The sequence below is a fragment of the Synergistetes bacterium HGW-Synergistetes-1 genome (assembly GCA_002839185.1).
Classification (GTDB): Bacteria; Synergistota; Synergistia; order Synergistales; family Synergistaceae; genus Caenicola.
This window is the reverse complement of sequence record PGXO01000004.1, coordinates 290237-304249: the sequence shown is the minus strand read 5'-3', so window position 1 is coordinate 304249 and position 14013 is coordinate 290237. Positions and strand designations below refer to the sequence as shown.

The following is a 14013-nucleotide window of genomic DNA, read 5'->3' as shown; positions in this document are numbered from 1 at the left end:
GCTTAACACCGGTAAAGGCAATACGGGTAAAGATCTGAATAGAAACATAATTTTCTCCTAACTGAAACGGCTCGTAAGGCTGAGAGGTATTTCAAGTCCGCACGATGCCATAAACTTTCGATCTGTAAGAATTCCTGGTACCTTTCCATCACTTTCAATGGTCCCGTTTTTCATAATAACTACCCTTTGGCAGACATCCATCACCATGTCCAGGTCATGCGTGGCAATGACAGCGGTAATTTTTGTCCTGCCTATTATATTTATCAGTTCACGCCTGCTTTTAGGGTCCAGTCCTGAAGTCGGCTCGTCAAGCAGCAGAGTTTTGGGCCTCATTGCAAAAAGACCTGCCAGTGCAGCAAGTGTTTTTTCGCCACCTGATAATTTCCATGGCGCCTTATTTGCAAGCACCTCTATTCCGGTATCACGCAGTGCGCTTTTAACTCTTGACGCCACTTCTTCCTCGGTCAGGCCGAGGTTTCGAGGGCCAAAGGCAACATCCTCCCATACGGTAGGGAGAAAAAGCTGATCGTCAGGATCCTGGAAGAGAATTCCCGTCGCACGCCTCATGATCATTAGTTTCTCTTTGCTGAGTTTCTCTCCTTCATAAATTATCTTTCCGTGTAAAGGAGAGAGACAGCCCATCATCAGCATAAGAAGCGTCGATTTTCCGGAACCGTTCGCACCCGCTATGCCCAGTATCTCTCCCTCATATACTGAAAAAGAAAGATCGTTCAGCGCTTTCGTTCCATCCGGGTAAGAATAGCAGATATTTTCGATTTCAAAAACCTTCAAAATACACACCCTACTATCAGGTCGCCAATTATTATTGGCATATCAAACATTCGCACCATAGAAAAGAATACGCCCCAGGTCAAAACAAATATCAGATCATGCACTGATAATCTGTTCTCTCTTCCATGCTTGTGGTAAAGCTGTCCGCCGAAACCTCTGCACATAAGAGCGCTGTGGATCCTCTCCGATCTGCTGAGACACCGGAGCAGCAAAGGACCGCAAATATTTCCGGCATTTGCAATAGTTATTTTACCACCCCTGAAAACCCTGGCCCTGACGATATTATGTGTTTCTTCAACCAGAAGCCTGATATAACGCTGGAGAAGAAAAAGTTGTGTAACAAGAACATCGGGAAGCCCAAGAGATGCGGCGGTCCTGCAAAGTCCATCAAAGCCTGTTGCAGCTACCATTATAAGCGTAGCTGGAACAATCAGCAGAAACTTCAGGATCAAGGAGAAAAATGATATCCATCCCATTGAGATCATAATACCGAGATATTCTGTGCGTGTTGTGTCAAAAAATGGATTCCAAATGCCTATGAAAATAACGAAAGGCAAGACTGTCAGTATCTTCCTGAAAAGATCCCTACCGGATACGCACGCAAATGATCCCATAAAAATTGGATATGCGGCAAGCGGGAGCATCCTGAATGTCTGATAACGGTCAAAAGAAACAACTGCAACGGTGTAAACAAGTGTTACAGCAAGAAGAACGATAGGCGAAAAAGAAGTGCCTCTCCTTTCATCATATATCTCTGTCCTGTAAAGATCCTTCAGCCTCACGGCCGGCCATTTCTTTTTCTAAAGAACATTCCCAGGGCAAGAGCAAGTGTCAGGGTTATAATACTTCCCACTAAGCCTGAAACTGTTGTACCCATATTTTCGGAAGTTGCTTTGTTTTTAAAGGCATAATCAGGTAACGGAGCAAACCGTTCCTGGATCAAAGCTGAGAAAGAATGAAGTAATGACCGCGGAGCCTCTAATTCTGAACTACCTGCAACACCCTCTATCGACCATTCGAGTCCGTCGGGAGAAGAAGATACGTACCATGCAAAAAGTCCGCCGGTCACGAGGGCAAGCAGGGCAAAAACTGCGACCGCCCGTTTCATTTCCTTATGACGACTCTCAGTCTCCAACTCAGTCAGCACCCCAGGCATTTTTGAATATACATAAATTACGACCATAGCTGTAGCAAAGCCCTCCACCGCACCTATTGCAAAGTGTATGGGAAGCATCAGAAGCAGGAAAATATTTACAGGAAGAGAAGTGATCCCTGAAAACGCAGTCTGAAGAACAACAAAGAATGCTCCCATGGTAAGGCCTGCTATTGAAGCAATTAGCGAACCCCAGAATATTCCTTTGGTTCCGCCTATCTTCTCGGATAATTTTTTATAAATAAATGGATAGGCAATGAAGCAGGGGAAAAATCCCATGTTGAAAATGTTGCACCCTAATGCCAGCAGCCCACCGTCCGCAAAGAAGAGTGCCTGTACTGCCAGTATCGATACCATTGAAAGGAATGCCCGTTCAGGACCCAGGAATATGGACAGCAGCAGTCCTCCTCCTATGTGCCCGCTTGATCCGGTCCCAGGGATAGAAAAATTAATCATCTGTGACGCGAATACAAAGGCGGCAAGCACGCCCATCAATGCAGTCTTGCCTGTATCATCACTTTTTTTCAATACGGCAGAACTTTTTGCTGTCAAATACGCGCTGACAATCCAAAAAACACCGCCAACTGCAGGAGAAACAAGTACGTCGGCCATATGCACGGCAATCAACTCCTTATAGTTAAAGATTATAACAAGCATCTACAATTAGGAAAAGTTTTATCCTCTTTAAATCATTTAGTGCTTTTTGCTTGTTTATCTATCATTTATGCTAAAATTAACGTAAGAGATATAGGGCTGTATCTCTTAAGGCCTTTGGATTTATTTTTATCAAAAAACATTTCTTAAGGAGTGATTCGAATGCAGGAGAAAAAACAGATGCCCCTTATCTGGAAGATAGCCATCGGGTTCGTAATTGGTATCGTTTTAGGGTTCGTAATTGGCCCGATGCAGCAATCAAGTACCTTCATCTCAAATTTCCTTATCCCCCTTCTTGACCTCATTGGTAAAATCTTCCTCGGACTCTTGAAAATGCTCATCGTTCCCCTTGTTTTTGCCAGCATCATCACAGGTGCGGCATCGATAGGAGACCCTAAAGTTCTGGGTCGCATTGGAGTAAAGACGATCGTTCTCTATCTATCTACAACTGTTGTAGCGATAATCTTCGGTCTGATCCTCGGCAATATCATCCAGCCCGGAGTGGGACTCAGTATTGAAGGCGCTGCAGGAGAAGCAAAGGCAGCGGCCGGCATGGTCGATGTCCTTCTCGGCATAGTCCCGTCAAATCCGTTGCAAGCCCTTGTCAGCGGTTCAATGCTTCAGATCATCGTATTTGCCCTCTTCCTTGGAGTATCTGCTACCCTAATAGGGGAAAAAGGAAAGATATTCCTTCAGTTCACTGAATCCCTGGCTGAGACGATGTACAAAATGACCGGGATCGTCATGAAATTTGCACCCCTCGGCATCTTTGCACTCATCGCCGTTACTGCGGCAAAGTATGGCCCTGCAGTCCTTGCTCCATTTGCGAAGGTCATATTCGCGGTATATCTTGGCTGTTTCCTCCAGGCTGTTTTCGTATACTCAAGCCTGATCACGGTTTTCGTCAAGAAATCACCGCTCTGGTTCTTCAACGGAGTTAAAGAAGCGATGCTCGCAGCTTTCGTAACACGTTCAAGCTCCGGAGTTCTCCCCATCTCAATGAGAAACGTCCAGGAAAACCTCGGAGTATCAGAAAAAGTTTCGTCGTTTGTCCTCCCATTGGGAGCCACGATCAACATGGACGGAACCGCCCTTTATCAGGGCGTCTGCGCTCTCTTCGTTGCACAGGCATTCGGAATTCCTCTCTCTATAGGTGCACAGGTCGGCATCCTCCTCACAGCGACCCTGGCCTCAATTGGTACAGCAGGCGTTCCCGGAGCAGGACTGATCATGCTTTCCATGGTCCTCACCTCTGCCGGTCTCCCTATTGAGGGTATCGGACTTGTAGCAGGTATCGACGCAGTCCTCGACATGGCCCGCACCTCCATCAACGTCACAGGCGACATGTGCGTCTCGGCAGTTGTTGCCAGGTCTGAAGGAGAGAAATTCTAATTTAAGTTGTTTCCAGCCATCCGGCGAGCGGTCCCGTCAAAAGACGGGACCGCTTTTTTTGTCTCAAGCAATGAGATCTCTGTCCCTTCTGGCTTAGCAAAGGGTTGTAGTGAAGCTGCAGGAAAAACTCCGGCGTGAAACGGTTGTGAAACAATGGTTACAATTGTGAAACTGCGACAAATACAGTCACGTGAAGCGAGAGTGAAGCAGTCGTTTAAGATGAAACCATAGTTCGGACGTCTTGAAAAACAATCGCTTCACGGCGATAATAATCGCCGCTTCACGCGGCATTTCTCCGGCCGCAGTTTCACAATGGCAAATTACTAATGCAGCGCTCCGAGATGCCCCAATTGCCGCTTAATCAAAAGGAGTCCCGTCTATACAGACGGGACTCCTTTGTTTCCAATGGCGCGCCGGACAAGATTTGAACTCGTAACCTTCGGATCCGTAGTCCGATGCTCTATCCAGTTGAGCTACCGGCGCAATTCCTTATTTGATGGCGGTGAGGCAGGGATTTGAACCCTGGAGGGCGGTTTTGGCCACCCTACCCGCTTAGCAGGCGAGCGCCTTCAGCCTAGCTCGGCCACCTCACCAACAGGGGCTATTTTATTGCTCAAGACTGGCTTTGTCAATACCTTTAATGGGGCTTGTTACTGCTTATCTTCAGATTTTACCTCTGTTTTTATGTCAGCCGATGTCGGAGCAGGGAAAATTTCGGGATCAAGGATCTTTATCTTTGCCCTGGAAAGAAGCTCCTCATAAAACTCCTGTTGCTTTTCCTGAGCTTTCTGGTTTTTTATCATCGCAACTACATCTGCACTTACTTCATTGTAGCTCAGCTGTTTTTCTGCCTCTTTGCTCCGTTTTATCGCAACATAGGAATCACTGCTGGTAACAGGCATAACAGGCGAGACTTTGTTGAGCGGGAGATCTTTCAGCGCAGCAAGTGAATCGACCATCATCTGTACTGTTATAAGCACAGGTTTATCGTAAGGCGTCGATGTCATTATGTCAGCTTTGTGCTGATCCATGACCTTATCCCAGCCTTCTCCGCCTTCGATCGACTTCTGAGCAAGCTTGGCGGCTTCGTTGCTCTTGAAAGTAGCTATATTTACCTTAAATCCTGCAGGCTGTTTATAGAGGAAAGTCTTGGCTGAGTCATAGAACTTGCGCGCTTCATCATCAGGTACATTTATCTCTGCAGCAAGCGCATCCATAACCTTTTTCTGCGATATCTGCTTTTTGATATCTGACTTTACCTGAACTTCTGTTATTTCTGAGCGTTCCATGAATGCTTTGAACTCTTCCCTTGTAGGATAGCTGTCCATTATGTTTGTATAAGCCTCATCTATCTCATCCTCAGTCACTTCGATATTGCGGCTTTTGATCTCTTTTTCGAGCTCGGCCTCTATCGCTGTGCTGTCAAGAATAGCTTTCCTCATGAGAGGAATATCCGCAGATGTGACCTCTTTTTCTGAACCAAGCTGTTCAGCAAGCTGCATCGTTCCTTTTTCTATGTCAGAACGCATAACATCTTTCCCGTTTATCTCAGCAACAGCATAATCTCTCTGACCATCTGACCCCTTTCCGGAGCGGGCATAGAGACCATAACCGGCAAAGATGGAAACCACAAACAAAACTATTACAGCTATCATTATTGACTTAACGTGTGATCTTAGATACCTCAACAAGGAAAATCGTCCTCCTTCAATTAAAAAGCCTGGGTGCGGCAGAAAACGTGCCGCGGGATTCTATTGGTAATCTATTGGTAATCGGTTGCAAATCAGTTGTTAGGAGCTGCGGCAATGGCTGTGCCGCGAGATTCTATTGGTAATCAATTGGGAATCGATAGCAAATCAGTTGTGTAATCCTAAAATCTTACCAATTGACTCCCAACCGAATTGCAATTGATTCCCACGGCACGATCTTCGCCGTAGGCATTACCCATTGACTGCCTATTGATTTCCTATCGATTCCCTATTGACTCCCGCGGCAGCAATTTAGGACACGGTGACAATAATACGTCAGCTACGCCCTCATGTCAAAGAATAAGCTTCGCAAACCTATCAAGCTGCGCTGCTGAGCTTTTCATATACTCCGCTGCTTTGGCTTTGGCGTGCCTTATGTCTTTTTTAAGCTGCTGTACAAGGGCATCAGCACCGGCAAATTTCATCTCTTCCCTATTTCTGGAAACAATGTGCAGCGTTATGGTTTTCTCATAAAGATCTCCGTCAAAACCAACGATATGAGCTTCACAGTGCAGCCCTCTTGATCCTTCAAAAGTAGGGTTATATCCGATATTAAGAGCAACGGGATACCATTTCCCATTAATATGGGAAATTCCTGCATAGCTTCCCCTGGCCGGATAGATCTTATTGGGCCTCACAGAGAGGTTTGCTGTTGGAAATCCAAGCACTCTGCCCCTTCCGTCGCCTTTTATGACCTTACTTTGTATCATAAAGGGATAACCAAGCATCTCACAGGCAGACTCGACCTGGCCTCTCAGGACAGCCTCTCTGACAGAGGTGCTGCTTACTATGCCGCCGTTAAGCCTGTATGAACCAATAACATCAAGAGACCATCCGCGTTCTTCGCAAAGTTCTGCGAGGAGTTCCGGAGTTCCTATCCTGGCTCTTCCAAAGCGGAAATTCTCTCCTATTACAAGCCCTTCTATCGATATCCTCTTGGCAATATGGTCCAAAAAATCAGCCGGAAGCATGTCTGCCAGGGTAATGTTGAAAGGCACTTTGTCCGCAACAGGTATGCCGAGGTACTTTATCAGCATGTCTCTCTCTTCCGGAGTGAATAGGAGTTTGAATGTGTCTTTATTGAAAACCAGCTGAGGATGTCCCTCAAAGGTAATGACTCCCCATTCAGTTCCAGCTTTGGCAGCACGCTCTTTAGCTGTCTCAAGCAGACGCTGATGACCCAGATGAAAACCGTCAAAGGCTCCTAGTGCAAAAATCATTTCAATTGCTCCTGTCGTTGATTATATTGACTGCAGGCAAAAGGTCGTATGATTTGCCCTGATCTTTGAATTTACAGATGGAAAATATCTTTTCAGATCTTACTATCATGTCCCCGGAAGTGCTTGAGTATCTTGCAAAGTTCTCTCTTTTCAGCCTATGCAGAGAGATGTGCTGACCATTGATAAGCCTCTCTGTCTCTTCTTCCCCGCATAGGTAAGATGCTGCTGCAGGACAAACGCTTTCAAGGGGAATTACTTTTTCTGCCAGATCCTCTTTGCTGATCTCTTCCAATAACGCTGCATCCAGCGCGTTATCCAGTTCAAAGGGTCCGCAGCTTAGCCTTTTAAGCTCGCTCACGTGTGCTCCACAACCAAGAATCTGTCCCATATCTCTTACAAAGCTTCTGATATAGGTGCCTTTCCTGCAGTTTATCCGGAAAGAAACTTTGCAGTCATCCGATATTACGCTTGTTCTTAAAGAAAAAGCAAAAAAAACTGGCTTCATTTCGATATGGACATCATGTCCCTCTCTTGCAAGTTCATGTGCTCTCCGTCCGTCAACGTGGACAGCAGATATGTCCGGCGGAGCCTGCATCCTCCAGCCAAAAAAAGAAGGAAGAGCCAGATCAATATCTTTTTCGCTGATATTTCCACAGCCGTTCCTGCGGATGATTTCGCCCGATGCATCATCGGTAGATGTTTCAACACCCAGACATGCAACAGTCTCGTAAGACTTCGGCATATCCATGACAAAATTGCTAAGCCTTGTCGCAGCGCCTATAAGGATAATAAGAAGACCGGAGGCTGTGGAATCAAGTGTGCCTCCGTGTCCGACTTTAGTTTTTCTGCCAAGTTTATTGCGCACCAGCTCTACACATTTTGTGCTGCGCATCTCTGTCGGCTTATTTAAGAGCAGCAGTCCTGTCATCAATATATTTCTCCGCCTCTGCCTTTACAGAATCGAATGCATTATGAAAAGTACCCTCGACCTTTGCTCCGGCAGCCTGAAGATGGCCTCCGCCGCCGAATACAGACGCTATATCCCTGGCTACGTATGGAGTTTTAGTCCTTATACTGACCTTATTTTCACCATTTACTTCAGTCAGGAACAATGCAACTTTTACGCCTGTGATCTTAAGCAGCTTATTAACAAGACCATCGACTGCGCTTGAATCAGCTCCAGCCTCTTCGAAATCTTCCTTCTTCAGCCAGAAGAGTGCTCCTCTGCCGTTAGAAAACATCTCTGTTCTCGTGAAGGCCAGGCCCCAGAGTTTAAGTATTGAGGGCGTCATGTTTTCATTTACATATTCATCTATTACAGCAGGCTTTACTCCTGCTTCAAGAAGCCTAGCAGCACACAGATGGCTCCTTGCTGTGGTAGTTCCGAACCTGAAATTTCCGTTGTCTGTCGACAGCCCTGTATAGAGACAGATCGCCTCATCCTCTTCAATGCCCCATCCGCCTTCAATAAACAGTTCGGTGATCAACTCTGCAGATGCGGAGACATCAGGATCCACCAGATTAAGCTTGCAGTAAAGATGGTTGTCGCCATGATGATCGATGTTTATGCTGTCCGCAACGGGAAGCACTTCTTTAAGGCCTGGCATGCTTCTTGCCACGGTGCTGGTGTCAACGCAGATCATAAGGGCATTTTTGATGTCCTCTTCCACGATCTCTTTGCAACACTCGAAATCGTGGTAATAGGGAAGGAACCTGTATCTTCCAGGAATAGGATCTCTTCCCATTACCCTGACTTTTTTCCCCAGCCTCTTTCCAAGTGAATAGAGGGCAAGACCGCATCCCATTGTGTCCCCGTCAGGATTTTCATGACATAAAATCACCCATTTATCACTTGAACTAAATTTTTTTATGACCTCTCTCATGACTGCCATATCCAGCATCAGTTTTCTCCTGAAGACTTTTTTTCTGCATCCATGGCAGCTACTTTGTCAAGCAGTTCCTCCATCGCTCTAGCTTTGGCTTCCGAGTCGTCGTAGACAAAGTGGAGTTCCGGTATGGTACGCAGATGCATATCTTTCCCAAGCATAGACCTTATCTGTCCTGCCGTGGAGTCAAGCGCCTTCTGTATCTCATCCTTGCGGTCCATGTCTATAAGGGTATAAAAGACCTTGGCAAAGCTCAGGTCTTTCGATGTGCTTACCTTGGTCAGGATCGCATCCCTTACGTTATCTTTCTTTATCCGGACCTGAAGTATCTCAGAAATTGCCCTTAAAAATTCTTTGTTTATACGGTCGATCCTATAAGTCACCATAGGCAAAAACCTCCCAAGTGAAACGTACTATCTCAAACTCACCTTCCGCTTCCCTTCTCGCCAGGAAGCTCTCCAGGTTCCTGAGTCTTTCTTCAAGCTCAGATGGAGAAGAACCGGCCGCAGCAAAACCCAGCTCTGCGTCCTGCCATTTGTCTGCAGGCCCAAGGTCTGATGAAGAGAGGCTGAAACGGTTTCGCACTCCGTCCAGTATAGATCGGACGACATGCCTTCGTTCCTTAAGGCTTCCCGCGTAAGGCAGCCTCAAAGAACACTCGGCGACTCCTATCCAGAAAGGCATTTTCTGCTCCTTAATCCAGAGTCTTCTTTTCCTTTACTATTTCGTAAGCCTCGATCACGTCTCCAACACGGAAATCCTGGAACTTTTCAAAGCTGAGACCGCATTCGTTGCCTGAGCGGATCTCCCTTACGTCATCCTTGAAATGCTTGAGGCTTGAAAGCTCTCCGTTCCAGAAAACCACTCCGTCGCGGATAAGGCGTACTTTAGCGTTTCTTCTTAAAAGACCTTCCATAACTCTGCATCCGGCTATGTTGCCGATCTTGGGTACCTTGAACATTTCCCTTATCTCTGCCGTTCCAAGAGTGTTTTCACGAAGCTCAGGAGCAAGCATACCCTCCATGGCTGCATGAACATCGTCCAGCATGTCATAAATGACCTGATAGAGTCTTATCTGCACCCCTTCTGCTTCGGAGATCTTCTTTGCATTGCCGTCAGGCCTGACGTTGAATCCAACGATGATGGCGTTGGAAGCCGATGCAAGCATGACATCGGATTCAGATATCCTTCCGACTCCTTCGTGTACTATGTTCACAGTTACAGCATCCGTGTTCATCTTCATGAGTGATGAGTGGAAGGCCTCGAGTGAACCCTGGACGTCAGTCTTGAGGACTATGCGAAGCTGCGGGACTTCTTCCGTCTGCATCTTCTCATAAAGTTCTTCAAGGGTAAGCCTCTTTGACTTGCTCTGGTCCATCTCCCTGCGCTCGAACTCGTAGTGCGACATGATATCGCGTGCTTCACGTTCTGAGCCGATGACCGAGAACTTTTCGCCTGGCTGGGGGACGTTTTCCAGCCCAAGGATCTCAACAGGCATGCTGGGACCGGCGCTGTCAACATTCCGGCCTGAATCATCTATCATTGCCCTTATCTTTCCCCAGGCAGTTTCTGTGTGGATAATGTTTCCGCGGCGAAGCGTCCCGTTCTGCACGATGACAGTAGCAACGGGGCCCTTGCCCTTGTCGAGGTTCGCCTCTATAACAGTGCCTTCCGGCGCGGCGTTCGGGTCTGCCTTAAGTTCCTGCATCTCCGCGACCAGAATGACCATCTCAAGCAGCTGATCAACATTTATGCCGGTCTTGGCACCAACGTCGACCATGATCGTATCACCGCCCCACTCCTCTGGAGCAAGGCCGTAATCAGAAAGCTGCTGGCGGACCCTTTCAGGCTTGGCTGCAGGTTTGTCTATCTTGTTGACTGCTACGACTATAGGAACTCCGGCAGCTTTGGCATGGTTCATTGCCTCAATGGTCTGGGGCATTATGCCGTCATCTGCCGCAACTACCAGGATCGCTATGTCAGTCACCTGAGCGCCCCTTGCGCGCATGGAGGTAAACGCCTCGTGTCCAGGGGTGTCGAGGAATACCAGCGTATTGCCTTCGTAATTGACCCTTGAGGCACCTATATGCTGTGTGATACCTCCAGCTTCCTTTTCAGTCACTCTTGTCTTCCTTATGTAGTCAAGGAGTGTCGTCTTTCCATGGTCAACGTGGCCCATGACAGTAATGATAGGAGGCCTGAAGGGCAGATCCGACGGGTCCTTCGCTGCAGATTCTTTGCCCTTTTTCGTCCCTTTTTTGGGTGCGGGCTGCTTCTCTTCTTTTTTGGCGGTCTTGGCCTCAGTCTTATCCGATGCAGTTTCTTTCTCTTCAGGTTTTCCGAAGACAAAGTGCTTCTCGAAGCCTTTTCCGAGGATCTCAAGGATCTTTTCGTCAGCCGCAACTGTTGCAGGGACCATAAGGCCCTCAGCCATAAGGATCTTGACCGCACTGCCCGGTTTTTCCCCGATGCTGGCGGCCACATCCGAAACTGACGCGCCTTCGCTGACATTTACTACCTGGTACGTCGTTATGGCTTCGACAGCCTTTTTCTCTTCCGCATCTTTTCTTCTTTTCAGTTCCTCCTCGACAAGAATGGAAACTTCCTCATCGATCGAACTCATGTGCGATTTGATATTGACCCCAATTTCAGTCAATAATTCCACCATCTCCGTATTGCTCATCTCAAACATTTTCGCGAGATTATAAACTCTGATTTTGCTCATTGGCATCACTCCTGTCATAAATTGCCAAAACCTTTTTAGCCAGTCCGCCATGCGGAAGGGCGGCGATCTGTGCTGATCCCACTCCGAGATGTGATCCCAGAGCGGTCCTATCCGTATCTTCCAATTTCAGCAGGACGACTTCTCCACGTTCGACCCTTGGCTTCAGGGAACGGAGGACGTTGGCGGAACAATCCGAAGTTACAATAACTACAAGTTTTTCATTGTGTTTATCGCCGGCAAGCACCTGATCCTGTCCAATAAGAAGTATTCCTGCTCTTCTGGAAAGGCCAAGGATATTCATCAGTTCCTCGTTTTTTGACTGATTCATCTCAAGCCTCCCTCATTTCATCTATACAAAGCGCCAGCAGGTTTTCGTATACATCCTCGCTGACATCTGACTTAAGAGCCCTGGAAAGCGCTTTTTTCTTTTTAGCCAGTGCCACACACTCCCGGCAGCTGCATATATACGCCCCGCGGCCGTTAGCTCTCCCTGTCGGATCATATCTGACCTCGCCTTCAGGAGTTCTTATAACTCTCAGAAGTTCGCGTTTGGGAGATTCTTCGCCGCATCCGACACATGTGCGGGGACGTTTTCTTTTTTCTGTCTTACGTTCCTCGCCCATCATGCCGTTCTATCCTTCGTCGTCTTCGTCTTCGATAACGCTGCTCAGGTCTTCAAAAAGATCCTTCATCGTAGGCAGCTTTTCGTCCTCTTTGACCTTGATGTCAATTTTCCAGCCCGTCAGACGCGCAGCAAGCCGTACGTTCTGTCCGGCCTTCCCTATCGCAAGTGAGAGCTGGTCCGAGCGGACATAGACAATAACAGAGCGGTCCTGGTCAAGCAGAGGCTCGATCTTCAGTACTTTCGCAGGAGAGAGGGAATTCCTTATATAAGTAAGGATATCCTGGCTCCACACGATAATATCTATCCTCTCGCCGTGCAGCTCGTTGCTTATAGACTTGATGCGCGCTCCCTGCTTTCCCACGCAGGCCCCAAGGGGCTCAACGTTCGCATCAAGGCTTGCAACAGCGATCTTGGCACGTGTGCCTGCCTCCCTGACGATGTTGCGGATCTCAACTACTCCGTCCTGGATTTCCGGCACCTCAAGCTCAAGAAGCTTGTGAAGGAGTTTCGGATGGGTCCTTGATACTATTATGCGGGGACCTCTAGTTGTCTGCCTTACATCAAGCAGATAAAACTTCATCCTTGAACCCGGAAGATATTTTTCTCCGATTATACGCTCTTCCTTGGGCATTATAGCCTCTGTCTTTTCGTTAAGGCGGACCAGTATCTGATCACCTTCAGACTTGAATATAGTTCCCGTGATGATATTGCCTATCTTGTCCGAGAACTGCTCGTAAATCACCTGGCGCTCAGCATCCTTCAGCCTCTGGATGATGACCTGGCGAGCTGTCTGGGCGGCTATCCGACCAAAATCTTCAGGAAAAACTTCTTTCCTTATGATATCTCCGGGCTCAACATCGTCATTTCCCCTGCGCTTTGCTTCAGCAATAGAGATCTCCGATTCATCGGAAGTCTCGTCAGGAACGACAAGTCTGACCTCATAGAGGGTGAAATCACCGGAATCGACATCTATATGGACTTCTGCCGTCTGATTTCCGCCCTTGTACTTCTTATAGGCAGATACCATAGCAGCTTCCAGACTCGCAACGATGATCTCCTCCGAAAGTCCCTTTTCTTCCTCTATCTGCTTAAGTACTTTCTTGAAATCTTTTCCAAGCTGCATCTATTTAACTCCTCTCATGAAATTATTCTTGACTGTTGTCCGACCGCTAAAAGGAGGGAAGAAAAAGGCGTTTTTACAAAACTCACTTTTTCTTTATCTTTTTGAAAGTCTTCTTCTGGCCCTTTTCCTCTTTATAAATGAGCTTGCCTTTTTTTATGTCAGCAAACGGAACCGAACTCTCACCATCGGCAAAAAGGAAATGTACCATGCCATCGTCGTCCACTCCGTTTATAATGCCGGCGATCTTTCTGCCGCCTTTCAGCGATATCTGTGCTTCCCTGCCGGAAAATGATTTATAATCTTCCGGAGTGAAGAGGGGGCGTTCCAGACCGGGTGAACTGACCTCCAGATAATATCTTTCGGGAAGAGAGGTTTCCATCTCATCAAGATAGACATTTACCTCCCTTGCCACTGCTTCACAGTCGGAGAGGTTCACTCCTCCGGGAAGGTCTACATAGACACGGAGTATCTTCATCTCATCCTCGGTGACGTTTTCAAAGCCGACACAGTTGTAACCGAGCGATTCTATCCGCTCCCTGAGTCCGCTGTATATGTCGCTCAGCTTGATCTTTTCCACCGTATACCCCCCTGTAAAGCAAGAAGAGTGGGCACGACCCACTCTTCCAGTACTTGCCCCTGAATTAGTAAATAAATTGTAGCATTATTCTGAGAAAAAGCAAGCAATTGTGATTTAT

Annotated in this window: 15 protein-coding genes and 2 tRNA genes; 1 reads left to right on the top strand and 16 read right to left on the bottom strand. The window is 47.3% G+C overall.

Annotation, left to right across the window (positions count from 1 at the left end):
- Positions 1-57: 57 nt before the first annotated feature.
- The 3 genes from CVV54_05020 to CVV54_05010 are packed head-to-tail and all read right to left on the bottom strand — an operon-like array spanning position 58 to position 2563.
- Positions 58-795 carry a cobalt ABC transporter ATP-binding protein gene (locus tag CVV54_05020; protein ID PKL04890.1) on the bottom strand — a complete coding sequence of 246 codons (738 nt, stop codon included), beginning with the start codon at positions 793-795 and terminating at the stop codon, positions 58-60.
- A complete protein-coding gene (locus CVV54_05015) occupies positions 789-1574 on the bottom strand; it encodes a hypothetical protein (protein ID PKL04826.1) in 786 nt (261 codons plus the stop codon). Before CVV54_05015 ends, CVV54_05020 begins: the two co-directional genes overlap by 7 nt.
- Positions 1571-2563, bottom strand: coding sequence for a cobalamin biosynthesis protein CbiM (locus CVV54_05010; protein ID PKL04889.1), 993 nt, complete (start codon positions 2561-2563; stop codon positions 1571-1573). Before CVV54_05010 ends, CVV54_05015 begins: the two co-directional genes overlap by 4 nt.
- A 198-nt stretch (positions 2564-2761) precedes the next feature.
- On the opposite strand from CVV54_05010, the gene CVV54_05005 reads away from it, so the two are divergent.
- Positions 2762-3991 carry a dicarboxylate/amino acid:cation symporter gene (locus CVV54_05005; protein ID PKL04825.1) on the top strand — a complete coding sequence of 410 codons (1230 nt, stop codon included), beginning with the start codon at positions 2762-2764 and terminating at the stop codon, positions 3989-3991.
- Between the two features lie 406 nt (positions 3992-4397).
- On the opposite strand, the gene CVV54_05000 is transcribed toward CVV54_05005, so the two are convergent.
- The 13 genes from CVV54_05000 to CVV54_04940 all read right to left on the bottom strand — a co-directional run bounded on the left by CVV54_05000 (position 4398) and on the right by CVV54_04940 (position 13937).
- A tRNA-Arg gene (locus tag CVV54_05000) sits at positions 4398-4474 on the bottom strand.
- Between the two features lie 14 nt (positions 4475-4488).
- Positions 4489-4584, bottom strand: a tRNA-Ser gene (locus tag CVV54_04995).
- 57 nt (positions 4585-4641) lie between these two features.
- The gene (locus CVV54_04990; GenBank protein ID PKL04824.1) at positions 4642-5682 is read right to left on the bottom strand and encodes a peptidylprolyl isomerase; all 1041 of its coding nucleotides are present in this window, start codon (positions 5680-5682) and stop codon (positions 4642-4644) included.
- 350 nt (positions 5683-6032) lie between these two features.
- Positions 6033-6959 carry a riboflavin biosynthesis protein RibF gene (ribF, locus tag CVV54_04985; GenBank protein ID PKL04823.1) on the bottom strand — a complete coding sequence of 309 codons (927 nt, stop codon included), beginning with the start codon at positions 6957-6959 and terminating at the stop codon, positions 6033-6035.
- A gap of 1 nt (position 6960) precedes the next feature.
- Entirely contained in the window at positions 6961-7887 is a 927-nt protein-coding gene (truB, locus tag CVV54_04980; GenBank protein PKL04822.1) for a tRNA pseudouridine(55) synthase TruB, read from the bottom strand.
- On the bottom strand, positions 7862-8860 hold the full coding sequence (locus tag CVV54_04975) for a hypothetical protein (protein PKL04821.1): 999 nt from the start codon (positions 8858-8860) through the stop codon (positions 7862-7864). Before CVV54_04975 ends, truB begins: the two co-directional genes overlap by 26 nt.
- Entirely contained in the window at positions 8860-9231 is a 372-nt protein-coding gene (rbfA, locus tag CVV54_04970) for a ribosome-binding factor A (protein PKL04820.1), read from the bottom strand. Before rbfA ends, CVV54_04975 begins: the two co-directional genes overlap by 1 nt.
- Complete coding sequence (locus CVV54_04965) at positions 9218-9529, bottom strand: DUF503 domain-containing protein (GenBank protein ID PKL04819.1); 312 nt, start codon at positions 9527-9529, stop codon at positions 9218-9220. The genes rbfA and CVV54_04965 overlap by 14 nt, the downstream gene beginning before the upstream one ends.
- A 10-nt stretch (positions 9530-9539) precedes the next feature.
- Positions 9540-11570 carry a translation initiation factor IF-2 gene (locus tag CVV54_04960; GenBank protein PKL04818.1) on the bottom strand — a complete coding sequence of 677 codons (2031 nt, stop codon included), beginning with the start codon at positions 11568-11570 and terminating at the stop codon, positions 9540-9542.
- Positions 11548-11898 (bottom strand): hypothetical protein, encoded by a 351-nt coding sequence (locus CVV54_04955; GenBank protein ID PKL04817.1) that lies wholly within the window; start codon positions 11896-11898, stop codon positions 11548-11550. The genes CVV54_04960 and CVV54_04955 overlap by 23 nt, the downstream gene beginning before the upstream one ends.
- Position 11899: 1 nt before the next feature.
- Positions 11900-12196: a DUF448 domain-containing protein gene (locus tag CVV54_04950; GenBank protein PKL04816.1), complete on the bottom strand. Its 297-nt coding sequence runs from the start codon at positions 12194-12196 to the stop codon at positions 11900-11902.
- Positions 12197-12202: 6 nt separating this feature from the next.
- Positions 12203-13318: a transcription termination/antitermination protein NusA gene (locus CVV54_04945; protein PKL04815.1), complete on the bottom strand. Its 1116-nt coding sequence runs from the start codon at positions 13316-13318 to the stop codon at positions 12203-12205.
- 82 nt (positions 13319-13400) lie between these two features.
- The gene (locus tag CVV54_04940; GenBank protein ID PKL04814.1) at positions 13401-13937 is read right to left on the bottom strand and encodes a ribosome maturation factor RimP; all 537 of its coding nucleotides are present in this window, start codon (positions 13935-13937) and stop codon (positions 13401-13403) included.
- Between the last annotated feature and the right edge of the window lie 76 nt (positions 13938-14013).